The organism is Micromonospora arborensis, assembly GCF_003205615.1.
Lineage (GTDB): Bacteria > Actinomycetota > Actinomycetes > Mycobacteriales > Micromonosporaceae > Micromonospora > Micromonospora arborensis.
Genome location: NZ_PYBV01000027.1, coordinates 66,678 through 91,245, shown reverse-complemented (window position 1 = coordinate 91,245; position 24,568 = coordinate 66,678). Strand labels below are relative to the sequence as shown.

Annotated in this window: 23 protein-coding genes; 11 read left to right on the top strand and 12 right to left on the bottom strand. The window is 69.7% G+C overall.

Annotation, left to right across the window (positions count from 1 at the left end):
* Window positions 1-197 precede the first annotated feature (197 nt).
* Complete coding sequence (locus C7C45_RS21155; RefSeq protein ID WP_244200480.1) at window positions 198-992, bottom strand: hypothetical protein; 795 nt, start codon at window positions 990-992, stop codon at window positions 198-200.
* 526 nt (window positions 993-1,518) lie between these two features.
* Here C7C45_RS21155 and C7C45_RS21150 point away from each other — a divergent pair.
* The 4 genes from C7C45_RS21150 (at window position 1,519) to C7C45_RS21135 (ending at window position 7,879) form a co-directional block, all read left to right on the top strand.
* Window positions 1,519-4,008 carry an RICIN domain-containing protein gene (locus C7C45_RS21150; RefSeq protein WP_425271153.1) on the top strand — a complete coding sequence of 830 codons (2,490 nt, stop codon included), beginning with the start codon at window positions 1,519-1,521 and terminating at the stop codon, window positions 4,006-4,008.
* 100 nt (window positions 4,009-4,108) lie between these two features.
* Window positions 4,109-4,411: a hypothetical protein gene (locus C7C45_RS21145; RefSeq protein ID WP_146247361.1), complete on the top strand. Its 303-nt coding sequence runs from the start codon at window positions 4,109-4,111 to the stop codon at window positions 4,409-4,411.
* 10 nt (window positions 4,412-4,421) lie between these two features.
* The gene (locus C7C45_RS21140; protein ID WP_110565525.1) at window positions 4,422-5,429 is read left to right on the top strand and encodes a zinc-binding alcohol dehydrogenase family protein; all 1,008 of its coding nucleotides are present in this window, start codon (window positions 4,422-4,424) and stop codon (window positions 5,427-5,429) included.
* Between the two features lie 230 nt (window positions 5,430-5,659).
* Entirely contained in the window at window positions 5,660-7,879 is a 2,220-nt protein-coding gene (locus C7C45_RS21135) for a M6 family metallopeptidase (RefSeq protein WP_110565422.1), read from the top strand.
* 84 nt (window positions 7,880-7,963) lie between these two features.
* Here C7C45_RS21135 and C7C45_RS21130 read toward each other — a convergent pair whose 3' ends face one another.
* Window positions 7,964-8,389 carry a VOC family protein gene (locus tag C7C45_RS21130; protein ID WP_110565421.1) on the bottom strand — a complete coding sequence of 142 codons (426 nt, stop codon included), beginning with the start codon at window positions 8,387-8,389 and terminating at the stop codon, window positions 7,964-7,966.
* Between the two features lie 422 nt (window positions 8,390-8,811).
* Between C7C45_RS21130 and C7C45_RS21125 the strand changes: the two genes are divergently transcribed.
* The gene (locus C7C45_RS21125; RefSeq protein WP_110565420.1) at window positions 8,812-10,647 is read left to right on the top strand and encodes a glycoside hydrolase family 15 protein; all 1,836 of its coding nucleotides are present in this window, start codon (window positions 8,812-8,814) and stop codon (window positions 10,645-10,647) included.
* Between the two features lie 9 nt (window positions 10,648-10,656).
* Here C7C45_RS21125 and C7C45_RS21120 read toward each other — a convergent pair whose 3' ends face one another.
* Window positions 10,657-11,472 (bottom strand): DUF72 domain-containing protein, encoded by an 816-nt coding sequence (locus C7C45_RS21120; protein WP_208641242.1) that lies wholly within the window; start codon window positions 11,470-11,472, stop codon window positions 10,657-10,659.
* Between the two features lie 133 nt (window positions 11,473-11,605).
* Here C7C45_RS21120 and C7C45_RS21115 point away from each other — a divergent pair, with 133 nt between their 5' ends.
* Together C7C45_RS21115 and C7C45_RS21110 are read left to right on the top strand one after the other, a co-directional pair.
* Window positions 11,606-12,619 carry a glycosyltransferase gene (locus C7C45_RS21115; protein WP_110565418.1) on the top strand — a complete coding sequence of 338 codons (1,014 nt, stop codon included), beginning with the start codon at window positions 11,606-11,608 and terminating at the stop codon, window positions 12,617-12,619.
* A gap of 339 nt (window positions 12,620-12,958) precedes the next feature.
* Entirely contained in the window at window positions 12,959-13,708 is a 750-nt protein-coding gene (locus C7C45_RS21110; protein ID WP_110565417.1) for a Clp protease N-terminal domain-containing protein, read from the top strand.
* A gap of 4 nt (window positions 13,709-13,712) precedes the next feature.
* Here C7C45_RS21110 and C7C45_RS21105 read toward each other — a convergent pair whose 3' ends face one another.
* The 3 genes from C7C45_RS21105 to C7C45_RS21095 are packed head-to-tail and all read right to left on the bottom strand — an operon-like array spanning window position 13,713 to window position 14,775.
* Window positions 13,713-14,231 carry a hypothetical protein gene (locus C7C45_RS21105; protein WP_110565416.1) on the bottom strand — a complete coding sequence of 173 codons (519 nt, stop codon included), beginning with the start codon at window positions 14,229-14,231 and terminating at the stop codon, window positions 13,713-13,715.
* A 47-nt stretch (window positions 14,232-14,278) separates the two neighbouring features.
* On the bottom strand, window positions 14,279-14,530 hold the full coding sequence (locus C7C45_RS35125; protein ID WP_244200479.1) for a type II toxin-antitoxin system VapB family antitoxin: 252 nt from the start codon (window positions 14,528-14,530) through the stop codon (window positions 14,279-14,281).
* Window positions 14,531-14,577: 47 nt separating this feature from the next.
* Window positions 14,578-14,775: a DNA repair protein gene (locus C7C45_RS21095; protein ID WP_110565415.1), complete on the bottom strand. Its 198-nt coding sequence runs from the start codon at window positions 14,773-14,775 to the stop codon at window positions 14,578-14,580.
* A gap of 163 nt (window positions 14,776-14,938) precedes the next feature.
* Here C7C45_RS21095 and C7C45_RS21090 point away from each other — a divergent pair, with 163 nt between their 5' ends.
* Window positions 14,939-15,601, top strand: coding sequence for a GNAT family N-acetyltransferase (locus C7C45_RS21090; protein ID WP_110565524.1), 663 nt, complete (start codon window positions 14,939-14,941; stop codon window positions 15,599-15,601).
* A 220-nt stretch (window positions 15,602-15,821) separates the two neighbouring features.
* On the opposite strand, the gene C7C45_RS21085 is transcribed toward C7C45_RS21090, so the two are convergent.
* The 4 genes from C7C45_RS21085 to C7C45_RS21070 all read right to left on the bottom strand — a co-directional run bounded on the left by C7C45_RS21085 (window position 15,822) and on the right by C7C45_RS21070 (window position 19,045).
* A complete protein-coding gene (locus tag C7C45_RS21085) occupies window positions 15,822-16,520 on the bottom strand; it encodes a TetR/AcrR family transcriptional regulator (RefSeq protein ID WP_110565414.1) in 699 nt (232 codons plus the stop codon).
* Window positions 16,483-16,977: a thiol-disulfide oxidoreductase DCC family protein gene (locus C7C45_RS21080; RefSeq protein WP_110565413.1), complete on the bottom strand. Its 495-nt coding sequence runs from the start codon at window positions 16,975-16,977 to the stop codon at window positions 16,483-16,485. The genes C7C45_RS21085 and C7C45_RS21080 overlap by 38 nt, the downstream gene beginning before the upstream one ends.
* On the bottom strand, window positions 16,974-17,471 hold the full coding sequence (locus tag C7C45_RS21075; protein WP_110565412.1) for a hypothetical protein: 498 nt from the start codon (window positions 17,469-17,471) through the stop codon (window positions 16,974-16,976). Before C7C45_RS21075 ends, C7C45_RS21080 begins: the two co-directional genes overlap by 4 nt.
* 119 nt (window positions 17,472-17,590) lie before the next feature.
* Entirely contained in the window at window positions 17,591-19,045 is a 1,455-nt protein-coding gene (locus tag C7C45_RS21070) for a glycoside hydrolase family 3 N-terminal domain-containing protein (protein ID WP_110565411.1), read from the bottom strand.
* A gap of 169 nt (window positions 19,046-19,214) precedes the next feature.
* Between C7C45_RS21070 and C7C45_RS21065 the strand changes: the two genes are divergently transcribed.
* Window positions 19,215-20,390: an ROK family transcriptional regulator gene (locus tag C7C45_RS21065; RefSeq protein WP_110565410.1), complete on the top strand. Its 1,176-nt coding sequence runs from the start codon at window positions 19,215-19,217 to the stop codon at window positions 20,388-20,390.
* Between the two features lie 125 nt (window positions 20,391-20,515).
* Here the strand turns inward: C7C45_RS21065 and C7C45_RS21060 are convergent, their stop codons facing one another.
* Both C7C45_RS21060 and C7C45_RS21055 read right to left on the bottom strand, forming a co-directional pair.
* The gene (locus tag C7C45_RS21060; RefSeq protein ID WP_110565409.1) at window positions 20,516-21,532 is read right to left on the bottom strand and encodes an ABC transporter permease subunit; all 1,017 of its coding nucleotides are present in this window, start codon (window positions 21,530-21,532) and stop codon (window positions 20,516-20,518) included.
* Window positions 21,529-22,536, bottom strand: a complete 1,008-nt coding sequence (locus tag C7C45_RS21055) for an ABC transporter ATP-binding protein (protein ID WP_110565408.1) — start codon at window positions 22,534-22,536, stop codon at window positions 21,529-21,531. The genes C7C45_RS21060 and C7C45_RS21055 overlap by 4 nt, the downstream gene beginning before the upstream one ends.
* Window positions 22,537-22,667: 131 nt before the next feature.
* Here C7C45_RS21055 and C7C45_RS21050 point away from each other — a divergent pair, with 131 nt between their 5' ends.
* Together C7C45_RS21050 and C7C45_RS21045 are read left to right on the top strand one after the other, a co-directional pair.
* Window positions 22,668-23,510, top strand: coding sequence for an ABC transporter ATP-binding protein (locus C7C45_RS21050; protein WP_110565523.1), 843 nt, complete (start codon window positions 22,668-22,670; stop codon window positions 23,508-23,510).
* Between the two features lie 24 nt (window positions 23,511-23,534).
* Window positions 23,535-24,431: a ribokinase gene (locus C7C45_RS21045; protein WP_110565407.1), complete on the top strand. Its 897-nt coding sequence runs from the start codon at window positions 23,535-23,537 to the stop codon at window positions 24,429-24,431.
* The last annotated feature ends 137 nt before the right edge of the window (window positions 24,432-24,568 follow it).

Genomic DNA, 24,568 nt, shown 5'->3' with positions numbered 1-24,568 from the left:
TCATTCGTGGTTTCGGTGCGGTTCGAGACGGTAGTGCCATCCGCGGGTGTGCCAGATGGCGGCGGACGCCCCCAGAAATCGGACCGCCTCCGTCGGCGCTGTGAACCGGACGGAAGACCCGGGCCCGCTACTTCTGGTAGCCGTGGTTGTCGCAGGTCCTGCCCGTGTTACTGGTGCAGGCGTGGGGCGCTATTCGTCTAGCGCGGTGGCGAGACGTACAGCCCGGTTCTGCACCCCATCTCGCCCGGCTCCAGCCAGATCCGGTCGTACCCCGGTGTTTCGATGGCTCCGCCTGGAGTTCGGACCAGGAGGAGGCAGTCCCGTTCGGCGGGAACGCCCACCGCGGCGACGAGGGCGTTCTCGTGAATGGTCGTGTCGACGGTGACGTGCTTCTCGGGAAACGCGGCCCGCACCCTGCCCGCAAGGGTGTCGGGCGTGGCGGTGCGCAGCGCGGCGGTGAGACGGTCGTGCGCGTCGTCGGGCAGCGTGGGAATCGGCGCGGCGGTCGGCACCGGAGGGGTCGCCACGGTCGGGCAGTCGATCTCCTCGAATGACGTGTAGCGATAGAGCTCCAGCCGGTATCGGTAGCACCGGGTGGCCTGGCCGGCGGAGTTGCCGGGGTCGCCGAAGCTGGTCCCGCTGCTCTCTTCCACCGTCGCCAGGAAGCGGACGTCGATGGTGGCCTGCTCGCCGCCGGTGGTGCGGCCGGACCAGGCCACCGGCTCACGTCGAACGTCGGACGTGCCGCCGTTGGCCGCTTCGAGGATCTCGGTCGCGGCGATGTACTCGGCGTCCCGTGCCCGACTGCGATGGCCGAGGCTCTGGTTGAGGGACTTCGCTTCGGTCGCGGCGGCGTCCCGTGCCATCGAGTCGCCGTCGCGGTACTCCGCGCATCCGGCTGATGCCAGGCAGAGCGCCACCGCCGCGCAGGCCAGAGCAGTGGAGTTGAGGCGTCGGCGGGTCCGGTGCGGATGGGTCACGGCGTCGAGCATGCCGGCTGACGGTAGCGGCAGCATGAGTGCTCGTACTCATGTCCATTCATCGGACGATGCTAACCGGGCCAGGGTGGCGGACCGGGTGGTCTGCCGGTTTCAGGGGGATTTCGGCATCGACGCTCTCCAATCAACCGTTGCATTCATCACACGTGTAACCTACGCTTCGGGGCAGACTTTCGTAGCGATTGGCAAGAGAGTGCGGTCGGGCGACAGAAGTCCCCCGCCGGCCCTTAGTGGCGTCGCTGTTCCGTACTCGTCGCTCGATAAGCGCATTGAGCATTGCATCGACGACAAGTGAGAGGAACGGCTCGTGAAATCAGTCAGATCCACCGCCCGAACGTCATTGTTGGCGGTCGCGGCGCTCGTCTCCGCCGCGCTCCCGGCCGTGCTGACAATTCAGCTGCCGGCTTCCGCCGCAGTCCAGGCGACCTACTACGTCGCCCCCGACGGCAACGACGCCAACCCGGGAACGATCCAATCGCCATTTCGGACTGTGCAACGCGCCAGAGACGTCGTTCGCACGGTGAACGCGAGTATGACCGGCGACATCAACGTCTACCTTCGCGGTGGGAGTTATCCGGTCAGCAGCACTGTCGAATTCGGTGCGGGTGACTCCGGCACCAACGGGTTCCGGGTCAGCTATGGCGCCTACCCCAACGAGAAGCCGGTCCTCGACGCTGGTGTCCAGGTGACCGGGTGGACCCAGCACAGCGGCAACATCTGGAAGGCGCCGCTCGACCGCGCCAACAAACTGCGGGCGCTCTATGTCAACGACAAACGGGCGTACCTGGCTTCGAAGACGATCAGCTCGGCGGGCTGCTACGGGACGTACAACATCACGGCCGGCCAGGCGGCGTGGGCCTGGGAATCGGGCTCGCAGTGTGATGGCGCCAAGTACAGCCTGGCCGACTTTCCCGCCGTCGCCCGCAACCAGGACGATATCGAGATCGAGACGGGGACGACCTGGACCACGGCCATCGTGGGTGTCCGCCAGGTGACCACGAGTTCCGACGGCGCGAACCGGGTTGCCCTGTTCCAGCAACCAGGTGCGGCTATCGCCCAGGGTGCGTTCAACGGCAACGCCCAGGTTGGCGGCACCCACAAGGTCATGAACGCCTACGAGTTCCTGGACACGCCCGGCGAGTTCTACTTCGACAAGGCCAGCCGGACGGTCTACTACTACAAGGCCAGCTCGGAGAACATGTCGACGGCGACGGTCTATGCGCCGAACAACGTGACCACCGTGCTGCGGGTCGCCGGCACCTCGACGAGCAGCCATGCGCGCAACATCACGTTCTCCGGCCTGACCGTGCGGCACTCCGACTGGAACCTGGTCAACGTCGCCGGCTCGGCTTTCAAGCAGGCGCAGCAGGGCAATCTGAGCGCCAACGTGTACGCGAAAGGCAACTTCCACGTCTACTACTACCGGAATGTCGACGTGACCCCCGGCATTGTCCAGGTGCAGAACGCCGACGGGATCCTTCTGCAGCGCAACCGGGTCGAGCACACCGGCGCCGACGGGATCAACATGGTCAACGACGTGCAGGGTACGCAGTTGATCGGCAACGTCACCAACGACATCGCCGGTTCGGCCATCACCGTGGGCCATCCTCAGCACGTCTATATCGGAGACGGCACGTCGACCAACCGCGAGAAGTACTCCGCACAGGTCGAAGGACTGCCGAAGAACATCGACATCAAGAACAACTACCTCTACGACAGCGCGGTCCTGTTCGACGGGCACAGCCCCATCTCGGCGTACTTCGCCGACACCCTCACCATCCAGCACAACCGGATCGAGAAGACCCCGTGGTCAGGCATCACGCTCGGTTGGGGCTGGTGGAACTTCGACGGATCGTCGGGCTCGATCGTGCCCAACCGACCCACCACGACGGCGCGAAACAACACCATCAGTTACAACCACATCATCGACACGGTGCAGCGCCTCAGCGACACCGCTCCCATCTACACGCTGGGCAGTCAGCCGGGGACGACGATCACCAACAACTACTTCCAGGGCGTTCCCGCCGGCCACAAGTACGGTCTTCACCCGGACGAGGGCTCGGCGTACATCACGTTCCGCGACAACGTCCTGAGCATCGACAAAAACGTCACCTGGATGATCAATTCTGACGACTTCGGGCGGAAACACGACCTGAGCATCACGCAGATCTACGGCCCGATCAACAAGGTCTCGAACAAGAACCTGCCGAACAGCACGGTCGCCGACATCCTCGTCTCCTCCGACTACGTCTGGCCGGCGGCGGCCTACAGCATCGCGGCGAACTCCGGCCTTGAGGACGCGTACCGGGACATCATCCCGGCGAGCAACTTCTCCGCACCGAACTACGTCCTGCCGGCCAGCACCTTCGTCACCAGTGCCACGGCGTCGATCCCGATCCGGAGCACCGGCGACGCCACCAAGTCGGTCTGGTTGGCCCCGTCCGGCACGACCACCTTCACCGCCGGAGCGACGATGACCAGGGCGGGCGGCACGGCCACCTCCATCGCCGTGCCGGCGACCCAGGGTGAGTACCGGCTCTACGTCGTCGACGCCCAGGGCAACCGGTCGGCCGAGTCGACCTCGATCGTCCGGCAGCAGCAGGGTGGTGGCAGCGGTACGGGGAACGGACAACTCGTGGGTGGCCAGTCCGGCCGCTGCGTCGAGGTGCCCAACTCGTCGACCACCAACGGCACTCAGACCCAACTCTGGGACTGCTCCACCGGCGCCAACCAGCGGTGGACCCAGACCGCCGGCAAGCAACTGACCGTGTACGGCAACAAGTGCCTGGACGCCTCCGGGGCGGGCACGGCCAACGGCACCGCGGTCATCATCTGGGACTGCCACGGCGGCACGAACCAGCAGTGGAACGTCAACACCAACGGCACCGTCACGAACGTCCAGTCGGGGCTCTGCCTCGATGCCAACGGCGCCGCCACCGCCAACGGCACGAAGGTCATCCTCTGGTCGTGCAACGGTGGCGCGAACCAGCGGTGGAGTCTGCGCAGCTGACCGACCACACCGGGGCCGGGTCGACCAGGCCCGGCCCCGACGGCTGGACAGCTAGGCTGACGACAAAGTGAGCCGGCCCACTTTGGAGAGTCGCATGAAGATGCGCGTCATCCTCACCATCGTCGGCGTGATCACCGCAACGCCGGCCCTGGCCCTGTTCTGGCCGGGCCTCCTGGAGAGCAGCTACGGGTTGGCTGATCCCGACCGGTTTCTCGCCCTGACCGTCGTCGACAGCGGGATGCGGGCCGACATGAACCTCATCTCGCTGGTGTTCGATCCGCTCGCCATCGTCATCCTGGCCGTCGTGATCGTGCTCCACTTCCGCGCGGCGCCCCCGCCGCCGCACCAGCCTGAAGCCCGGTACCTGCGTGGTTCCTCCGATCGGCTGTCGTCGCAGGGATAGCGTGCAGGGCATGACCGACAGCATGCAGGTGGTGGGTTACCGCAGGAACCTGCCCATCGACAACCCCGAGAGCCTCGTCGACGCCGAGATCAGTGTCCCAGCGCCGGGTCCGCACGATCTGCTGGTACGCATCGAGGCCGTGTCCGTCAACCCCGTCGACGTCAAGGTGCGGGCCGGCGTCGACCCCGGAGGTGAGCTGAAGGTTCTCGGCTATGACGCGGCCGGCACCGTGAGCGCCGTCGGCCCGAGCGTCACCCGGTTCCGCGTTGGCGATGAGGTGTACTACGCCGGGTCGATCGCCCGCCCGGGCACCAACGCCCAGTTCCACCTGGTCGACGAGCACATCGTCGGGCACAAGCCGGCCAGCCTGACCCACGCGGAGGCGGCGGCGCTGCCGCTCACCACGATCACCGCCTGGGAGACGCTCTTCGACCGGTTCGCCCTCACCAAGGACAGCACGGGCACCCTCCTGGTCGTCGGTGCCGCCGGTGGTGTGGGCTCCATGATCGTGCAGCTTGCCCGCGCGTTGACCAGCCTGACCGTCATCGGCACCGCGTCCCGCCCCGAGACACGCCAGTGGGTCACCGACCTCGGCGCCCACCACGTCGTCGACCACCATGCTGGTCTCGCCGACGCGGTCCTGGAGGTGGCCCCCGACGGCGTCGACTACCTGTTCACCGCCTTCTCGGACGGCCAGGTCGAACAGTTCGCGCGCGTCCTGCGACCGAACGGCCAGATCACCGCCATCGACGATCCGGAGGGGCTCGACCTGTTGCCGCTGAAGTCGAAGAGCATCACCTGGCACTGGGAGTTCATGTTCACCCGGCCGCTGTTCCTGCCGACCGACCCGACCCAGCACGAGATCCTCGAAGAGACCGCCCGGCTGGTCGACGACGGCACCCTCCGCACCACCCTCACCAACCAGCTCGGCCCGATCAACGCGGCGAATCTGCGCCAGGCCCACGAGTTGATCGAGACGTCCGCGACCATGGGCAAGATCGTCCTTGCGGGGTTCTGACCCCTGGTGTGTCCACCTAGGTCGCTCGGCCGATCGTCCGCGCGGTTGGACTGAGAGCATCTAAATGTTACGAACCGTCGTTCGAGCCGCGTGATATCTATCGCCACATTTTTCCATCGCAGCCGTAGGGCTTCCGGGACTAGCGTGACGACGGTTTAAAGATCATCGTGGGCGGCCGGGCACCCCCGGCCGGACCCGCGAGAACCGGGTAACCACCCGAAGGAGGTTCCATGGCACGCACCCGCATGGCTGGGGCGCTCGCCGCTGTTCTCGTCCTACCGGCTCTCACCGTCGTCGCCGCGACGTCGCCGGCGTCGGCCGAAGCCGCCGCGCCGAAGGCCGCGCCGCAGAGCGACATGCGTGAGCTCACTCGGAAGGACCTCACGCTGGACGGTCGGCCGATCGAGACGCCCCCGCGGTACCAGGCGCGGACGGGCGCACGGATGCAGGCGCAGGCGGCGGAGACGCCGGCGGTCGGCACGGTCCGTCAGTGGCTCGGCCTCGACGACATCGAAGGCTCGGTCTACCGCAAGGACTACACGTTGCGGGCCGTGGGTGAGCACATCGAGGTCTGGGTCGCCAACGACCTGTCCTTCCCGGCCGGTGACTGCCGCGCTCAGGTGCCGTCCTCGACGCAGGTCACCGACGCGCAGGTGCAGCACCTTGTCGACGAGTTCGACACGAACATGTACCCGAAGGAGACCAAGGCCTTCAGCACCCCGCCGGACCGGGACGGCAGCAACGCCCAGATCGGGCCGGACGAAGACGGCAACGGTGGGGTCTACACCGGCGCTGGCAACAAGACCGTCACGCTCGTCGACAACGTGCGGGACGACAACTACTACAGCTTCCCGGCCGCCCCGACCTACATCGCCGGGTTCTTCTCCGCGCAGTTCAACGAGCTGCTCGACCGTAACGTCATGACCATCGACGCGTTCGACTGGCTGCACCGCATGACGCCGAACCCGCCGGACGAGCCGACCGACGACCTGTGCACCAGCCGTGGCGCCCGGCCGAACAGCTACGAGGGCACGTTCGCGCACGAGTGGCAGCACCTCGCGCACTACTACACGGACCCCTTCGAGACCACCTGGATCAACGAGGGTCTGTCCGACTTCGCCATGTCGCTGACCGGTTACAGCGACTCGAAGGCCACGGTCTTCGACCGGGGGGTGGAGAGTCACCTCTACTGCTACCAGGGGTTCGGCGAGGTGCAGACGCCGTACAACACGAACCCGCGCGACTGCGGTGGCCCGGAGAACTCCCTCACCCTCTGGGATGAGAGCCCGAACCCGAACGCGGTGCTCGCCGACTACGGCAACGCGTACTCGTTCATGATGTTCCTGTACGACCGTTACGGTGCCGACTTCATGTCGCGGCTGCACCGCGACGGTGAGCGGCAGGGCATTGCGAGCCTCGACGCCGAGCTGGAGACCGTCAAGGTCCACGACGTCTACCAGGTCATCCACGACTACCAGTCGATGACGCTGCTGGACAAGATCGTCGGCGACTCGCGGCTCGGGATCACCCTCGGTGTCTCCAAGAGCCGGGTGACCACGCCGAGCCTGCGCTCCACCGTCAATCTGGCCAGCACGACGGCGAACGGTACGCCGGGCGTCGCGCCCAACGGTGCCGACTACGTGCAGCTCGGCGCGGCCAAGGGCAAGCTGCTCAGCGGCCGCGACCTGCGTTCGGTGAAGTTCGAGGGTGCGAAGACCCTGCCCGCTCTCCCGCTGGCATGGACGACCACCACGCAGGATCCGGACCGGCCGGGCAACGCCGTCCTCTTCTCCGGCAACGCCAACAGCCTGGACTCGGCCGCGGTCACCCCGGTCACGGTGCCGACCACCGACCCGACGCTGCGGTTCGTCGCCAAGTACGGTGCCGAGCTCGGCTTCGACTACGGCTACGTGACCGTGTCGACCGACGGTGGCGCCACGTACACGGCGATCCCCGGTGACCACACCGTCGAGGGGCCGCTCGGCCCGGGGCTGAACGGTACGACCGTCGGCTTCGAGGCCCGCTCGTACGACCTGTCGGCGTACGCCGGAAAGAACGTGCTGCTCGGCTTCCGTTACGTCAGCGACGGTGGCGTCAACGAGGGCGGCCTGCTGCTCGACGACATCACCCTCGGCGGCAAGACGCTCAGCGACGGCAGCAGCCTGGCCCCGTTCGACTCGCCCACGGAGATCCGACCGACCGCGGTCAAGAACTGGAACCTGCGGCTCGTCGGCATCGACGAAAAGCACTCGATCGCCTTGCAGTTCGAGTCCAACGGCAAGTCCGATGTGACGATCGGCAAGCTGGAGCTGGCGGTGCTGGACTTGTTCCCCAAGGTCGTGGCCATCGTGGCGTACGACGACCCGACCGAGCAGGTGACGCAGTACGCGCCGTACAAGCTCACCGTGAACGGCGTGGTGCAGCCGGGGGGTAGCAGCTCGCTGAGCTGACCCGTACCCCGGTCGCGGGGGCACTCGCCGTCGAGTTCGACGGTGGGTGCCCCCGCTTCGTCTCTGCCGGGATCGTCCTCCACCTCAGGTCGCCTTGAGCGATGCGAGGACTTCGAGGTAATGCGGGTTCTTCATGACACCCAGCACGTTGCCGAACGGGTCGACGACCGCTGCGGTGATGAACCCCTCGTCCCCGTGCGGAGTGATCGGCTGGTACTCCGTGGCACCCATCGCCAACAGTCGCTCGACGGTGGCGTCGAGGTCGTCGACGTACCAGTGCATGACCACGCCGCCCGGCCCGGTCGCGGCACCGGGCGGTGCGAACTTGCGGTCGATGATGCCCAGCTCAGCCTGGTAGTCGCCGATGCGGAACTCGGTGTAGGCCGGGCGTCCGTCGGGCCCCGGGCGCATGAAGTACGCCTCGACGCCGAGGAAGTCCGCATACCAGGCGGTGGCTGCCGCCACGTCGTCCGCCCAGATGTTGAGTGTGGCAAATCCTCGCAGGCTCATCGGGTGTCCTCTCGTCGGCGTGTTCGGTGCCGACGTTATCGACGATTGTGGAAGGTCGGCTTCCGCAATGGCGGGTGTGTTCGAAGAAGTCGGCCCTCACCACACGGTCGCGAACTTCCCGGCACCGACCGGCGCCTGCACGCCACTGCCCCCGACCGCCGACAGCCACGTCGGATGGAGCGGCTTCCAGGACGTCTTCTTCTACCGGACCCCGGACTGCTCCGGGCAGGAGACGGGTGCGGGCACGCTCCTCACCTACCCCGCCGGGCACTGGACGAGCTTCCGCCATCTGAGTCGACGGCGTCGGGACGGGACGGACGGACAGCGCGAGCCCCGTCCCGAACCGGAACACGGCCGAGCCGACTACCACGGCGATTTCCGGGTACCCGCCGTCGTCGCTACGACGAACGGCGGGAGACAGCGTGGAGGCGACCTACCCGGCGGTGGAGGAGCACGGTCTGATCGGTGATCTGCAAACCGCGGCGCTGATCAGCGCGAACGGCACGGTCGACTGGTTCTGCGCGCCCCGGTTCGACTCGCCGAGCGTCTTCGCCGCGCTGCTGGACCACCGCAGGGGCGGCCACTTCCAGCTCTCGCCCGACGGCATCGAATACGCCAGCAAGCAGCTCTACCTGCCGGGAACGCCGATCCTCATCACCCGCTTCCACAGCGCCGACGGCGTGGGGGAGCTGCTGGACTTCATGCCCGTCACCGGTGCGCGTGCCACCGACCAGCATCGGCTGATCCGGCTGGTCCGGATGATGCGCGGAAGCATGCGGTTCCGCTTCGACTGCCAGCCCCGGTTCAACTACGGACGCGACCCGTACGAGCTGGAGGTGCACCCCGAGGGTGACGTCTTCCGGAGCCGAACTCTGAGCCTCACCCTCACCTCCCTGAAGAACGCGGATCGGTTGGTGGACGCGGGGAGCATCCGACGCGACGAGGAGGGCGTGTCCGCGCAATTCACGCTGCACGCCGGCGACATCGGCGGTGTGGTCCTGGAGACGGCCTGCCCGCACGCACCCCGAGCGCTCAGCACCGAGGAGGCATGTGAGCTGCTCGCGCAGACCCGCGACAACTGGCGGCGGTGGGTGGGCGGTTCCCAGTACCGGGGCCGCTGGAGGGAGATGGTCGAGCGGTCGGCGATGACGCTCAAGCTGATGACGTACGCGCCGACCGGGGCCCTGATCGCGGCACCCACCACGGGGCTACCGGAGCAGATCGGCGGGCAGCGGAACTGGGACTACCGCTACACCTGGGTCCGAGACGCGTCCTTCTCCGTGCACGCGCTTCTCCGCCTGGGCTTCACCAGCGAGGCCGAGAAGTATCTGCTCTGGCTCGACGCGCGCATCCGTGACGCCCGGGACGACGACGTACCCCTGCAGGTCATGTACCGGATCGACGGCTCACCGGACCTCCCCGAGGAGGTACTGGGCCACCTGGAGGGATACCGCGGCTCGGCCCCGGTGCGAATCGGCAACGGCGCGGCGGGCCAACTGCAGCTCGACATCTACGGCGAGGCGCTCAACTCGCTGGAACTCGCCGACCGGCACGGGCTGATCGCGCCGTACGAGGGGTGGCGGAAGACGGCACGGTTGATGGACTGGCTCTGCGAGCACTGGAACCAACCCGAGGACGGCATCTGGGAGACCCGGTCCGGTCGGCAGGACTTCACCTACGGGCGGATGATGTCCTGGGTGGCGCTCGACCGTGCGATCCGCCTCGCGCAGCGCCGCGGGCGCCCCGGCGACACCGTCCGCTGGACCACCGAACGTAACGCCATCTACGAGCAGGTCATGGAGCGGGGTTTCCACTCCGGGCGCCGCGCCTTCGTGCAGCACTACCGATCCGACATCCTGGACGCCTCGCTGCTCGCGATGCCCGGCGTCGGCTTCATCTCGCCGACCGACCCGATGTGGGAGTCGACGCTACGGGCGATGGACGCCGAGCTGGTCTGCGACAGCCTGGTCTACCGCTACGACCCGAACGCCTCGCCGGACGGCCTCGCCGGCACCGAGGGCACCTTCAACATGTGCACCTTCTGGTACGTACAGGCACTCGCCCTGGCCGGCCGGATCGACGACGCGCGGTTGACCTTCGAGAAGATGCTGACCTACAGCAGCCCACTTGGCCGCTACTCCGAGGAGATCGCCCCGACCGGTGAGCAGATCGGCAACTTCCCGCAGGCGTTCAGCCACCTCTCGCTGATCAGCACGGCGGCCCACCTCGACGACCTGCTCAACGACGAGCAGCGCTGACCGCCCGGGTCAGAACAGCGTCAGGGGCTCGACCGGTATCGGTTCGGGCAGCGCGTCGAGCTCGGGTACGCGTGCCCGTACCTCGTCGTGGAACCGGCGGGCGAGCACGGGCGCCTCGGCGTTGTCCGGGGTGTGGATGAACATCGTCGGCGAGCGTCCCTCGCGTAGCCAGGCCACGATGCTGTCGATCCAGCGCTGCCACCCCTCGGTGGTGCGCGCCGAGTCGTCGCGGCCGAGGTAGCGCACGATCGGCCGGTCGGTCAGCGCGCGTGACCGGAGCGGCACGCGCGGCTTCTTGGTCCAGGCGTCCCGCTCCGCGTCGCTGGTCGGTGGGCTGGCGAAGAAGGCGGTGGTGTCGAAGGGGATCCACTCGGCCGACGCGTCGGCGAGGGTCGCCTCAAGCAGCCGGGCCGCACTGGAATCGGTGAAGAACGCCTGGTGGCGGACCTCCACCGCGTACCGGTGGGACTGCGGGAGTTGATTCAGGAACCGGCTCAGGGCCGGGATGTCGGCGGGGCCGAACGAGCCGGGTAGTTGGATCCAGAGGGCGTGTGCGCGTGGGCCGAGCGGCTCGATCGCGTCCAGGAAGGCGCGCATTGGCTCGCTGACGTTGGTGAGCCGACGCTCGTGCGTGATGACCTTGGGAAGTTTGACGACAAACCGGAAATCGGGGTCCGTCTGGGCGGCCCACGACGCCACGGTGTCCCGGGCCGGGGTCGCGTAGAACGTCGTGTTCCCCTCCACGGCGTCGCACCAACTGGCGTAGTGCCGCAGGCGCTCCGCGGCCGGCAGCAGGTGACCCTGCCACGACCTGTGCGTCCACATCGCGCATCCCACGTGAAGACGCATGACCGCCCTTCCCGTCGGTGAACCGCGCCTGAACCGGAGCCCACCGTATACGCGACACCGAACACCGGGCGCGACCGGACCGACGGTGCGGCAGATAGGGTCCGGCCCCATGCGTGTGCTGTTCGCCAGTCTTGCCTCCGTCGGTCACACCTATCCGCTGATCCCGCTGGCGATGGCCGCCCGGGACGCCGGTCATGACGTCCACTTCGCCGCCGGTCCGGCCGTGCACGCTCCGCTCGCCGCGAACGGCCTGCGGCCGTTCCGACCCGGCGACGCCTTCTACGAGGTGTACGCCGAGGATCTCGAACCGGAGTTGGCGCGGCTCCGCCCCGACCTGGTGGTGCACGAGTGGGGGCTGCCGGGGGCGGCCGTCGCCGCTCGTCGGGCCGGCATCCCGGGCCTCTGGCACGGGTTCGGCCGGATGTTCCCCGACGGCATCGGCCTCGAACTGCCCACTGGGAACGCCGAGGCAGCCGGCCGGCCGCACGTCGACATCTGCCCGCCCTCCCTCCAGGACCGGGACTTCCTCGCCACCGAACGTCGGATCGAGTTGCGACCGGTGCCGTTCTCGGCACCGTCCCCGCTGCCGGTATGGGCGAGCCGCCGTACGTCCCGACCGTTGGTCTATCTGACCCTCGGCACCGCGTTCGGTACGCCGGAGCTACTCAACACGGCCATCGCCGGCTTGGCGACGTTGGACGCCCAGGTGGTGGTCGCGGCGGGCCGCGTGCCTAAGGAGCAGCTTGGCGAGGTGCCCGGCAACGTCAGCGTGCATTCTCTGGTGCCGCAGGCGGAGCTGCTGCCGCACGTGGACGTGGTGGTGCACCACGGCGGGAGCGGCACCACCCTCGGCGCGCTCGCGGTCGGCGTACCGCAGCTGATGCTGCCGCAGGGCGCCGACCAGTTCGCCAACGCCGAGGCGGTCAGCGCCGTCGGCGCCGCCCTGGGGCTGCTCCCCGACGAGGTGAACGCGGACGCGGTCGCCGAGCGCACGCGACGGCTGCTGCCACGGCACGGGGCGGCACACCGCGACGCGGCCCGGGCGATCGCCGAGGAGATCGACGGGATGCCCTCGCCGGCGGCGGTCGCTCGCCGCCTACCCGAGTACGCCCGGGCCGGGTAGCCCTACCGTCGCTCTCCCACGGACAGGTCGAGGGTTGCGAGCTGCGCCGGGTCGGCCACCACCTCGATGCCGATGATCCGGTCGGTGATCCACTCCAGATCGCCGATGTGGGGGTATCCACGGCGCGTGACACCCCCACGTCGGCGACCTCGTGTCGATCACGATCACGGGTCAAGGCCGAGCAGGGCGAGGAGGCGTACGACGTCTCGCAACGGTGCATCCAAAGGCGGACATAAGACCCTACCGGGTCTGAATGGCCGGCACGTTGCGGTATCTGCGGCTCGGGGCGTTCGTCAACTTGTGGTTGACGGCTGCTCTTCGTCAACCTATGGTTGACGCATGACAGATCCTCTCCAGATCAGCAACACCGTCAAGCTCGACGACCTGATCCAGGCGATCAAGACGGCGCACACCGACGCGCTCGACCAACTCACCGACGCGGTCATCGCCGCCGATCACCTCGGCGAGGTCGCCGATCACCTGATCGGGCACTTCGTCGACCAGGCCCGACGCTCAGGCGCTTCCTGGACCGACATCGGCCGCAGCATGGGGGTCACCAAGCAGGCCGCCCAGAAGCGCTTCGTGCCGAAGGCGACCGACGCCGCGGCGCTCGACCCGAACGCCGGCTTCGGTCGGTTCACCCCCCGCGCCCGCAACGTGGTGGTGGCCTCGCAGGAGGAGGCTCGGGCCAGCGGGAACATCGAGATCGGCCCCGAGCACCTGGTGCTGGGCCTGCTGGCCGAACCGGAGGGGCTGGCGGCCAGGGTGATGGCCGGTCGGGGCGCCACTGGAGAGGCGGTTCGGGAGGCGGTCGGTGCCGTCCTTCCGCCACGCGCCGAGCAGGTCCCGGACCTCATCCCCTACGACGCGCGCGGCAAGAAGGCGTTGGAGCTGACCTTCCGGGAGGCGCTGCGCCTCGGGCACAACTACATCGGCACCGAGCACATCCTGCTCGCCCTGCTGGAGCAGGAGGACGGCGCCGGCGTGCTCACCAACCTCGGCCTGAACAAGGCGGCGGTCGAGGCTGACCTGTCCGCCGCCCTCGCCGCGGCAGTCAGCGCCGCCGCGACGGATGGCGACGTCGGGTAGTCGGTCAGGAAACGTCGGGAAAGCCGTACCGCAGGGCGTGCTCCGGATCGGCAGGGTCGATCTGGCGTACGCCCGCGTCGGCGAGCCGCTTGTTGACGTCGTCGAGCTGCTCGCGCACCAGTCGGGCCTCCTCCTCGGTGACCCGGCCCCGGTGCGGCTTGCCAGCGTGCTCCAGCGTGCCGTAGTCGATCTTCTCGGCGCTCTTGCGGGCCTTGGGCGGGCGGACCCGCTCGGCCGTCTTCAGCAGTTGCGCCATCGGCACGTCGGTGGCCATCGCGTCGAACTCGCTGGCGGTCAACACCACCCGGCGGGGCTCGCCGCCGCCGTGCCGGTCGTGGATCTCCACCACCGCGACGTCGAGGGCGGCGTCATCGATGTTCTCCACCTCGCCCGGGGTGGCGTCCAACTGCACGGGCCCGGCGACCAGGTCCGGGTGCTCCAACACGACGACGCGGACCACCTCGTCGTCCTGCTGCAGAACCGTGCCGGTGAAGTCGGAGACGTGGATCGTCTTCTTGCCCATGCGCGGAGCTTCTCCTGTCGTAGGCCGGGATGCCGGACCACAAGAAATTACCCGACAGGTGTGCGAAAGCCGCCGCTGGACCTCCCCGGTGTGTCGCCGAGCGCGTGAGCTTCACAGGCTGCCCTACGCGTTGTTGAGATCTCCACCTGGTCGAACGCGGCAACGATCTCGCGGGCCTGCCGACGTACGGCGAACGAGTGCAGTGCGGCATTGATGGTGGCCACCTTGGTGTCGGTGCCGAGCACGTCCCTCGCGGCGTCCAGCCACTCGTCGTTCACGTCCACGGTGATGCGAGTCATGGCGTGACGTTCCACCAAGACACCACATCCACCGGCGAGCTGGTGTGTCAGTGGGTGTTCAGACGGTGCCTACTGGAACTGCCGGCGGACAGCCTGTTCAGCCTGGCCCACGACAGGATGTCGGCGCCGCCGACGGCCCGGGGGTTCCGGTAGCGCGGCTGAGGTGGGAGGCCTCCGGCGGTCTCCGCCGCCTGCCAGAGTCGCTCGGGGTCCTGCTGGTAATGGTGGTTCGGCTGAATCGGCATGCTTTTACCGTCCCAAACAAAGTTGTACGGGTAGGGAAATACATATGACGGTCGATTGGTGTGCCTCGTTCCCGAACCTCGCTCAGCCCTGAGGGATCGTCCGCCCGGGCCGCCTGCCCGGCGTACGGTGATCCACGACAGGCACGGCGAGGGGGAGGTGGACATGCTCGATCGGCGGCTCCACCTGCACCTGGCCACCTGGCTCGGCCAGTGGCCGGCCGGGCCGGGGCTGCACGTGGTCGCCTCGCAACGGCGGGCGGAACCGGCCTGGGACGGCAGGCTGCGCCCCGCGGTCGCCGTGCAGGCCGGGCAGAGCGCAGTGCTCTCCGTGGCGCCGGAGCGGGTGGCGGCGATCCGCTCGCTGGTCCGGAGTACACCGGACCGGCTGCTCGCCGCGCTCCCCGAGGCGGTCGGGCTGCCCGACTGGTGTGTGCACGACGGCCTCTTCCGGTGGAGCCGGGCACCCGCGCCGCTGCCGGACGTGGGGGAGTGGACCGAGTCGACGGCTCCCGGGTTGCCGCCCTGGTTGCGGCTCTTCGACCGGCCGGTGTTGGTGGTCCGTGCCCCGGACGGCACCTACCTGGCCGGTGCCGGGATAAAACGGCACGACGCGTACGGGCAGGAGTTGGCGGTGGGGACCGCGCCGGCCGCTCGGGGCCGCGGCCTTGCCCGCCGGCTGGTGGCACAGGCGGCGCGGCGGGTGCTCGACGAGGGAGCGGTGCCCACCTACCTGCACGAGCGGGACAATCACGCCTCGGCCCGGGTCGCCGAGGCCGCCGGGTTTCCGGACCGGGGCTGGCGCGCGTACGGGGTCTATCCACGTTGAGTGGCGATGGGCACGGACCGTGGATCCCGGGCCGGATCCACGGTCCGCAACCTCTCCCCAGGCCCCGGTTCCGGGCGTGCCGCCTCGCGCCTCGGGCGAGTCGGTACGCGTCGATCACGCTACGTATCGAAAAGGCGTGGGGCAAGGTGTGAGCTGTCGGTTCGGAGTGTCGAAAGGTGGACTTGACCTGCGGCTGGACCGGTTGATGCTGTCGGTCGGGTCAGTGACGTAGCGTGCGGATCAGGTCGAAGACCTGTCGGGTCACGGGGCGGAGGACCCGTAGCCGGGACAGCGCCACCAGGCGGTCGATCAACGGCACGACGCCGTCGATCAACTGGCGGGTCTTGGTCTGCCCCGGAGACCGGTCGTGCACCCAGTAGAGGATCACTCCCATGTACGCCAGCCAGAGCAGCTCGGGCAACTGGGGACGCAGCTCGGCGTCGACCTTGGCGGTCGAGCCCGTCAACACCTCGCCGAAGAGTTTGATCGCCGCCTCTCGGGGCCCGGAGGACTCCGCCGAGAAGGGGCTGAGCGGCGACGTCGGCTCCGCCGCCGTCTTGAAGAAGGTCGCCGCGAACTCGTGCGACGGGGTCAGCACGTCGATGCCCGCGTGCAGCACCCCGGCGAGCCGGGCACCGAACGCGTCCTCCCGGTCGAGCACCGGCTGGGCGGCGGCGCGGTGCTCGACCTGGGCGTGGGCGTAGAACTCCTGAATCAGGTGATCCTTGGAGCCGAAGTAGTAGTAGGCGTTGCCGACCGCCACGCCGGCCTCCTGCGCGATCGCCCGCATGGTGGTCTGGGCGTAACCGCGCTCACGGAACAGTCGCATCGCGGTGTCCCGGATCAGTTGCCGGGTCTGCTCACCTCGGGCGGTGGCAGGGTCACCGGCAGTGGTCGTCGGCGCAGGCTGCTCGGTCATCGGGGTCACCGTATCCCGCCAGTTCGTCCGTCGGCTCGGCCCACGGGTCGCGGACCCGTTCCCGGATCGCCGACGCGGTGGCCACCACCTGCCGCGCGAGCGGCAACAGGTGCGGTCGAGCCAGCCGCTCCGCTGCGGATCGGTGGTCGGCCAGCGCCCACAGGCAGGCGAACCAGGCGCCGTCGCCCGCGTACACCTCGCCGGTGTCGGCCACCACGGTCAGGTCGCGCAGCGTCGCGTCGTGGTCCAGGCCGGGAAAGCGCCGCCGGGCCTCGGCTGACCCGGCCGGCACGAATTCCAGGGGTACGAGTTGGGCGCGGGAGGTCAGCCACCGGCGGGCGGCCCGGCAGAGTGGGCAGTTCGCGTCGAACAGGACGGTGAACCCCCGGATCCCACCGACGGCGTGTGCGGCGGGATCCGGGAGCCGGCCGAGGTCGTCGGCTGGTGGGACGGTCATCGGGTCGGCGGGTTGGCCGGTGGCCCGGCGCTCGGCTGCGGTCCACCAGGCTGGGGTCCACCTGGCTGTGATCCGACCAGTTGCGAGCCGTACGGGCCGGTGGGCATCGGGAGCCGGCCGATCGGCGCGATGGGCGGGTGGGTGGCGAGCTGGCGGAGTCGATTCCGACGGTAGCGGCCCAGGGCGAAGACGTTGAAGAAGTGCAGCGCGCCGAGCACCAGCAGCACCAGGCCGATCTTGAGGGACAGTTCCTCCATCGCCTGGCTGGTCGACCGCACCGGGTCGGCGTGCTTCATCGCCACCGTGACGTAGCCGAGGTTGAGCAGGTAGAAGCCGACCACCAGGAGGCTGTTGACCGCCTGCGCCAACCGTTCGTCGGCGAACACCTCCTCCAGGAAGATCAGCCCGTTGCGGGCCAGTGCCCGGGCCACCCAGATGGTGAGGCCGATGCTGACCGCGAGGTAGACCACGTACATCCAGACCTTGATGTCCATGCCGGACGCCTCCCTTGAACGTGTTCAACTACCGACGGCGTCAGCGTAGGGCAGTTTTTGAACATGTTCAATAGATGACCCGCGACAGTGGACCGTGTGATCTCGCCGACCGCTGCGGCTCAGCGCGCCAGACCGAGCACCTCGGCCGCAGCCCGGCCGTTGGCGTGGCTCGCGCCGTACGTGGTGACGAAGGCGCGCACGCCCGCCGGGCGCCACTGTGCCGGCCAGCCCATCTCCACCACGATCACCGGATGCTCGGCGGACAGGTCGGCGATCAGCTCCGGGCCGCCGGGCAGTCGGTGCAGGTGCCGTCCGACCAGCACGATGGGACGGTCGGCGGCCAGCTCGCGCAGCCTCGCCGCGTCGGTCTCGGCCGCGATCACCCGGATCTCCGGCACACCGTCGAGGTGTGGGCCGAGACCCCAGGGCACCCGGCCCTCGGCGATCGTCGACTCGGTGTGCAACTGCACCACCAGTGGCCGGTCCAGGCCGGTGAGCACCCCGTCCACCCGGACCGCTCGGCGCGCTGCCGCGTACCCCAGCTCGGTGTCCTCGGTGACCGACGAACGGACGGCGGCCCGGGTCCAGGCGGCGAGCTCGGCGGCGCGGCCGGCCGCCTGCTCGACCCGCGCGGTCGCCAACCGGCCGTCGGTCAGGGCGTCGACGATCTCGGCGGCCACCCGCTCGACCAGGTGGGCGTCGACCTTCGCGCCGATGCAGAGCAGATCAGCACCAGCGGCCAGGGCTCGGACCGCGGCCGGCCCGACTCCGCCGGCCGCCACCGCGGCGCCCTTCATCTCCAACGCGTCGGTGATGACCGCGCCGGTGAAGCCGTAGTCGGTGCGCAGCAGGTCGACCAGGACGGCCCGGCTGAAGGTGGCCGGGTCGGCGCCGGTCAGTGCCGGCACCCGGATGTGCGCCGTCATCACGGCGCGCGCCCCGGCCGCGACGACCGCCGCGAACGGCGGCAGGTCCCGCTGGCGAAGCAGGCTCAGCGGCGCGTCCACGGTGGGCAGCTCGTGGTGGGAGTCGGTGACGGTGGCGCCGTGCCCGGGGAAGTGCTTGGCGCAGGCGGCCACGCCGGCGGCCTGCAACCCGGTCACCGCGGCGGCCGAGTGGGCGGCCACCCGCACCGGATCCGCGCCGAAGGACCGGGTGCCGATCACCGGGTTGTCGTCGGCGGTGTTGACGTCCACCGTCGGGGCGAGGTTGACGGTGATGCCGAGCGCGGCCAGCTCGGCGCCGATCGACTGATAGACCCGTCGGGTGAGCGCCACGTCGCCGATCGCGCCGAGGGCGGCGTTTCCGGGGTACGGGCTGCCGGTGGCGTGTGCCAGCCGGGTCACATCCCCACCCTCCTCGTCGATGGCGATCAGCACGTCCGGCCGGCCGGCGCGCAGCGCGGCGGTGCTCGCCGCCACCTGCGCGGGGTCGTGCACGTTGGTCCCGAACAGGGTGTGCCCGGCCAGCCCGTCGGCCAGCAGGTCGACCGCCCAGTCCGGCGGGACCGGTCCCGGGTACGCGGCGAGCAGCGTGCCCAGCGCCAGCCGGCGCAGTCCTGGATCCAGCCCCACGTGATCTCTCCCTTCGGTGCCCCAGCGGGTACGAAACGTCGTACCCGTGGTGGTGTTCGCCCTGCCGAATCGGCCGAGCGCCCCGCCTCCGGGCGGCCGATACGCTACGGCTACCCGTTCGCAGGTTGGTTTACAGTTAGCAAAGTTTACTAAAACTAGAGGACGTGTCATGAGTGCGACCCGGCTGCCCGGCACCCCCCGTCTGTTGCGGGCGCTCAACGACCGTGCGGCGCTGGAGCTGCTCCTCGAGCGCGGCCCGTTGACCCGGGCCCGCCTCGGCGAGCTGACCGGGCTGTCCAAGGTCACCGCCTCGCAGCTGGTCGAGCGGCTGGAGGAGCGTGGCCTTGTCACCCGGGTGGGCGAGCAGGCCGGCGGGCGCGGGCCGAACGCCCAGCTCTACGCGGTCAGCCCGGGCAGCGCCCACGTGGTCGGCGTGGACGTCGGGCCGGACCGGGTGGTGGCCGCGTGTGCCGACATCACCGGTGCGGTCATCGGCCGGGTGGAGCAGTCGACCCGGGACACCGACGACCCGGTGGGCGTGGTGCACAACGCCGTGGTGCAGGCCGCGAGCAGTGCCCAGGCGCAGCTGAGCAGCGTACGGCGGATCGTGCTCGGCACGCCGGGCCTGGTCGACCCGGGCACCGGCGACATCACCTTCGCCTTCAACCTGCCGCGCTGGCACAGCGGGCTGCTCGCCGCGTTGCGGGACGACCTGCACACCCCGGTGGTCTTCGAGAACGACGTCAACCTCGCCGCGGTGGCCGAGGCGCAGTCCGGCGCCGCGCAGGGGGTTGGCGACTTCGTGCTGGTCTGGGTGGGCGCCGGCGTCGGCCTGGCGATCATGCTGGGTGGTCGGTTGCACCACGGCAGCAGCGGTGCCGCCGGTGAGATCGGGTACCTGCCGGTGCCCGGTGCGCCCATCCCGCGCGACGTCTCCCGTCGGGCCAAGCCGGCCTTCCAGCAACTGGTCGGCGCGGACTCGGTGCGGGCGGTGGCCCGCGAGCACGGCTACCCGGCCGCCGAGGCCGCCGAGGCGGTTCGCGCGGCCGTGGCGGCCGGCGCCGACGGCGGCCCGATGCTCGACGAGTTGGCCCGCCGCCTCGCCCTCGGTGTGGCCAGCACCTGCGTGGTGCTCGACCCGCCGCTGGTCGTGCTCGCCGGCGAGGTGGGCCAGGCCGGCGGCACCGCGCTCGCCGAGCGGGTGCAGCACGAGGTGGCCGCGATCACCCTGGTCCAGCCTCGCGTCGTGCCGACCGGGCTGACCGAGGAGCCGATCCTGCACGGCGCGCTGCGGACAGCCCTGGACGCCGTACGCGACGAGGTGTTCGGCTCCACCGTCGGCTGAGCCCGCTGCGGCGGTCATGTGAAGGAATATTTCACCGCTGATCGGCGGGTTGCAAGCTCTTGCCGTACGCCGCGTCGGTCCGCGGGGCCGCCCGAAGCGAGCTGGGCGACCCGACGGACCGGCACTCAGAGCAGGTCGCGGCGACGGAACACGGCGAACGCCGCAGCGGTCAGCCCGCCGGTCAGCACGAGCAGCACCAGCAGCGACGGCCCCCAGGTCAGGCTGTAGAAGCTGTCGCAGTAGTCGTTGCCCGCGTTGCCGGCGCAGATCTGCGGATCCCAGAACCTCGCCTCGCCGGTGAGCCACGCCCCGATGTGGCTGGAGAGCATCAACTGGTCCGGCCGCCGGGCATCGATGATCTCCATGACCAGCCGGCCGCCCAACTCCCACACCACCGCGTACGCCGCCGCCGCCCCCAACGCCGCCGACGTGTGCCGACCCATGGTGGCGATCGCGAAGCCCAGCGCGGACGTCAACAGCACCAGCACCATGCCACGCCCGTGCACCGCGGCGAGCGAACTCCAGAAGTCACCGTCCAACCGGCCGGGCAACCCGGCGGTCTGCCCGATCACCCAGAACGTGGCGAGGTAGGCAACCGACGCCAACAGCGACAGGACCAGCACCGCGCCGAGCAGGGTGCCCAACTTGGCCGCGAGCACCGTCAGTCGGCGCGGTCGCCAGAGCAGCAGGTTCACCACACCGCCGGAGTTCAGGTCAGCGCCGATGTAGGAGGCGCCGACCAGGAACCCGAAGAGCACCAGGAACGCGATGAGAAAATAGAGCAACGGCCGCGCCTGCTGGGCGAAGGTGAACACACCCGGCAGGTAATCAGCGGCGATCGGCAGTTTCTCCTGTCGGATCGGGTCGATCTCGGAACAGTCCGCGGGGAGGTAGCGTCCCGTGTCCTGCGGCGGGAGCGAGCCGCTCTGGCGGGCCAGACACTCCTGGTACGACACCTCCATGCTCTGCCGTGCCTGGGAAGCCTGCGCCCGGGCCGAGTTCAACTCGTCCGCGTTCGGCTTGTGGGAGCCAGCCAGGGTGGTCGCCGCCGTGATCGCGAACGCCAACGCCAACAGCACGACCATGAGCTGTACGAAGCGACGCGCGGACAGCCGCTCAATCTCGGCACGAACCAGGTTCACGCGTCCACTCCCCGATCGAGATTGATCACAGCTTCGCCCTGATCGGCGTGCGGCAGCCCCGAGCCGTCGACCTGCCGGGGCACCGACGAATGCTCGTACGCGCCCGTCAGCTCCAGGAAGACGCTCTCCAGGTCCGGCCGGAGCGGCGTCAACTCGCCGACCCACAGCCCCTGCTCGCCGAGCACCCGGCTGACCACCGTCGGGTCGCTCACCCCGCTCACCATCAGCGCCTCGCCGTCGACGACCGCCGTCAGCTCGGCCGCCTGCAGCAGCTCGACAGCGCGCCCCGGCTCGGCCACCCGCACCAGGAACTCGTGCCGGTCGTAGCCCGCCAGCACCTCGTCCACCCGGCCGGCCGCCACCCGCCGCCCCCGCGAAATGATCGTGACGTGGTCGCAGATCAGCTGGATCTCGCCCAGGATGTGACTGGACACCAGCACGGTCACCCCGGTCGCGGCCAGCGACCGCATCAGGTCCCGCATCTCCCGGATGCCCGCCGGGTCCAGCCCGTTCGCCGGCTCGTCCAGGATCAGCAGCCGTGGGTCCTTCAACAGTGCGGACGCCACCGCGAGGCGCTGCTTCATGCCCAGCGAGTAGCCCTTGACCCGCTCGTCGCCCCGGTCGCGCAGGCCCACCAGCTCCAGTGCCTCGTCCACCCGTGCGATCGGCACCCCACCGGCACGGGCCAACAACCGCAGCGTGCGATGCCCGGTGAAGTTGCCGAAGAACTGCGGGCTCTCGACGATCGCGCCGACCTGGCCAGCCACCCGCGGCAACAGCTCCGGCGACGGTTCGCCGAGCACGCTCATCCGCCCGCCGTCGGCGCGTACCAGCCCCAGCAGGGCGCGCAGGGTGGTGGTCTTGCCAGAGCCGTTGGGGCCGAGGAAACCGTGGATCTGGCCCGCCTCGACCAGCAGGTCGAACCCGTCCACCGCCACCCGTCGGCCGTTTCGCACGCTGTGGAAGGTCTTGCGCAGACCCTCGATCTCGATGACCGCGCTCATCCGCGCGGCTCCGTACCTCGACGGGGCATGGGCCGTCCTCCGGGTGTGGTGATCAACGACACGGCGCTTCACCCTATGGCCGAGGCGCTGCCCATGGGGGGCACCTCGACGCTGCGTGGTTGGATGGTGTGGTGACTGGTGATCTGATCCCCGGCGTTACCGGCGCCGCGCCTGCCGCCGCCCCCGTGGACCCGGATCTGGTGGTCAGCCTCGACGGCGTCGGCGTACGCCGGTCTGGCACCGCCCTTCTCCAGGACCTGACCTGGCGCGTCGAGCTGGACGAGCGGTGGGTGGTGCTCGGCTCCAACGGCGCCGGCAAGACCACCCTGCTCAACCTCGCCGCGGGCCGACTGCACCCCACCACCGGCGTCGCGCACGTGCTCGGCGAGCGGATCGGCCGCACCGACGTCAACGAGCTGCGGACCCGGATCGGGCTCACCACCGCCGCGCTCGCCGAGCGACTGCCCGCCGACGAGCAGGTCACCGACGTGGTGATGACCGCCGCCTGGTCGGTGGTCGGCCGCTGGCGGGAGAACTACGAGCGCGGGGACGAGGCCCGGGCGCGGGCGCTGCTGAGTCAACTCGGCGTCGGTGGCCTCGGCGAGCGCCGCTACGGCACCCTCTCCGAGGGTGAGCGCAAGCGGGTGCAGATCGCCCGTGCCCTGATGACCGACCCGGAGCTGCTGCTGCTCGACGAGCCCGCCGCCGGGCTCGACCTGGGTGGTCGGGAAGACCTGGTCGCCCGGCTGGCCGAGCTGGCGTACGACCCGGACGCTCCGGCGATGGTGCTGGTCACGCACCACGTGGAGGAGATCCCGCCGGGCTTCACCCACGCGCTGCTGCTGCGGGAGGGCGGAGTCGTCGCCCAGGGGCTGCTCGCCGAGACGCTGACCGGCGACAACCTCTCCAAGACCTTCGGTCTTCCGCTGGTGGTCGAGCGGTCGGGCGACCGGTACACCGCCCGGGCCGCCTGAGCGCCGGAGCGGGCGGAGACGACAGTGCCGCAGACCCGGGTTGCCGTGGTGGGCAGCGCCAACATGGATCTGGTCGCGATGGCGCCCGCGTTGCCGCGGGTGGGCGAGACCATGCTCGGCACCGACTTCGTGATGGTGCCCGGCGGTAAGGGCGCCAACCAGGCCGTCGCCGCGGCCCGCGCCGGCGCCTCCTGCGCGTTCCTCGGCGCGATCGGCTCGGACGCCTTCGGCGTCACCCTGAAGGCGCGCATCACCGCGGCCGGGGTGGACACCAGCCAGCTACGCGTCGTCTACGGCACCTCGGGGGTCGCGCTGGTGATGGTCAACGCCCAGGGTGAGAACGCCATCATGGTGACTCCCGGTGCGAACGACGCCCTGGTCGGGCTCACCGAGGAAGAGCTGGCCACGGTGCGTGCGGCGGACGTCCTGGTCGCCCAACTGGAGATCCCGGTGCAGACCGTGACAGCCGCCGCGGTGGCCGCCCGCGCCGCCGGCACCAGGGTCATCCTGAACGCCGCCCCGGCCCGGGATCTCCCGCCCGAGCTGCTCGCCGCCGTGGACGTGCTGGTCGTCAACGAGGGCGAGGCGCAGGCGCTCGCCGGTCGCGGCCGGGAGGAGCCCCGGGCGCTGCTCGAGCTGACCCCCCGCGCCGTGCTCACCCTCGGCGGCGAGGGCGCCTGGTACGTCGACCGGGACGGCGCCGAAGTGCACGTGCCGGCGGTACGGGTCGACGTGGTCGACTCCACCGCCGCAGGCGACGCGTTCACCGCCGCGCTGGCCGTCGGCTGGGGCGAGGGGCGCGACCTGGTCGACGCGGTGCGCTGGGCGTCGGCAGCCGGCGCTGCCTGCGTACGCAGGCTCGGCGCCTCGGTGGCGCTACCCCGACGCGCCGAGATCGACGAGCTGTACGCGCCAGCCTGAGCGCGCCCGCGCTTGACGGGTAAGTCCCAACTCAAGACGGGGCTGCGTCGCGGCGAAGGGCGCTGGCCCTCCGCTTTGGCTGCCCGCCCTGTCGATGTGCTGTTGAGCGGTATACCTCAGAGGTATGAATATGACTC

What these genes read in the sequence shown, in the direction of transcription:
- C7C45_RS21135 (WP_110565422.1), top strand. Translation starts at nt 5,660, where the DNA reads ATGGCACGCACCCGCATGGCTGGGGCGCTCGCCGCTGTTCTCGTCCTA.
- C7C45_RS21055 (WP_110565408.1), bottom strand. Translation starts at nt 22,536, where the DNA reads ATGAGCGCGGTCATCGAGATCGAGGGTCTGCGCAAGACCTTCCACAGC.
- C7C45_RS21145 (WP_146247361.1), top strand. Translation starts at nt 4,109, where the DNA reads ATGCGCGTCATCCTCACCATCGTCGGCGTGATCACCGCAACGCCGGCC.
- C7C45_RS21110 (WP_110565417.1), top strand. Translation starts at nt 12,959, where the DNA reads ATGACAGATCCTCTCCAGATCAGCAACACCGTCAAGCTCGACGACCTG.
- C7C45_RS21155 (WP_244200480.1), bottom strand. Translation starts at nt 992, where the DNA reads ATGCTCGACGCCGTGACCCATCCGCACCGGACCCGCCGACGCCTCAAC.
- C7C45_RS21095 (WP_110565415.1), bottom strand. Translation starts at nt 14,775, where the DNA reads ATGCCGATTCAGCCGAACCACCATTACCAGCAGGACCCCGAGCGACTC.
- C7C45_RS21065 (WP_110565410.1), top strand. Translation starts at nt 19,215, where the DNA reads ATGAGTGCGACCCGGCTGCCCGGCACCCCCCGTCTGTTGCGGGCGCTC.
- C7C45_RS21130 (WP_110565421.1), bottom strand. Translation starts at nt 8,389, where the DNA reads ATGAGCCTGCGAGGATTTGCCACACTCAACATCTGGGCGGACGACGTG.
- C7C45_RS21115 (WP_110565418.1), top strand. Translation starts at nt 11,606, where the DNA reads ATGCGTGTGCTGTTCGCCAGTCTTGCCTCCGTCGGTCACACCTATCCG.
- C7C45_RS21140 (WP_110565525.1), top strand. Translation starts at nt 4,422, where the DNA reads ATGACCGACAGCATGCAGGTGGTGGGTTACCGCAGGAACCTGCCCATC.
- C7C45_RS21075 (WP_110565412.1), bottom strand. Translation starts at nt 17,471, where the DNA reads ATGGACATCAAGGTCTGGATGTACGTGGTCTACCTCGCGGTCAGCATC.
- C7C45_RS21105 (WP_110565416.1), bottom strand. Translation starts at nt 14,231, where the DNA reads ATGGGCAAGAAGACGATCCACGTCTCCGACTTCACCGGCACGGTTCTG.
- C7C45_RS21120 (WP_208641242.1), bottom strand. Translation starts at nt 11,472, where the DNA reads ATGTGGACGCACAGGTCGTGGCAGGGTCACCTGCTGCCGGCCGCGGAG.
- C7C45_RS21080 (WP_110565413.1), bottom strand. Translation starts at nt 16,977, where the DNA reads ATGACCGTCCCACCAGCCGACGACCTCGGCCGGCTCCCGGATCCCGCC.
- C7C45_RS21090 (WP_110565524.1), top strand. Translation starts at nt 14,939, where the DNA reads ATGCTCGATCGGCGGCTCCACCTGCACCTGGCCACCTGGCTCGGCCAG.
- C7C45_RS21085 (WP_110565414.1), bottom strand. Translation starts at nt 16,520, where the DNA reads ATGACCGAGCAGCCTGCGCCGACGACCACTGCCGGTGACCCTGCCACC.
- C7C45_RS35125 (WP_244200479.1), bottom strand. Translation starts at nt 14,530, where the DNA reads ATGACTCGCATCACCGTGGACGTGAACGACGAGTGGCTGGACGCCGCG.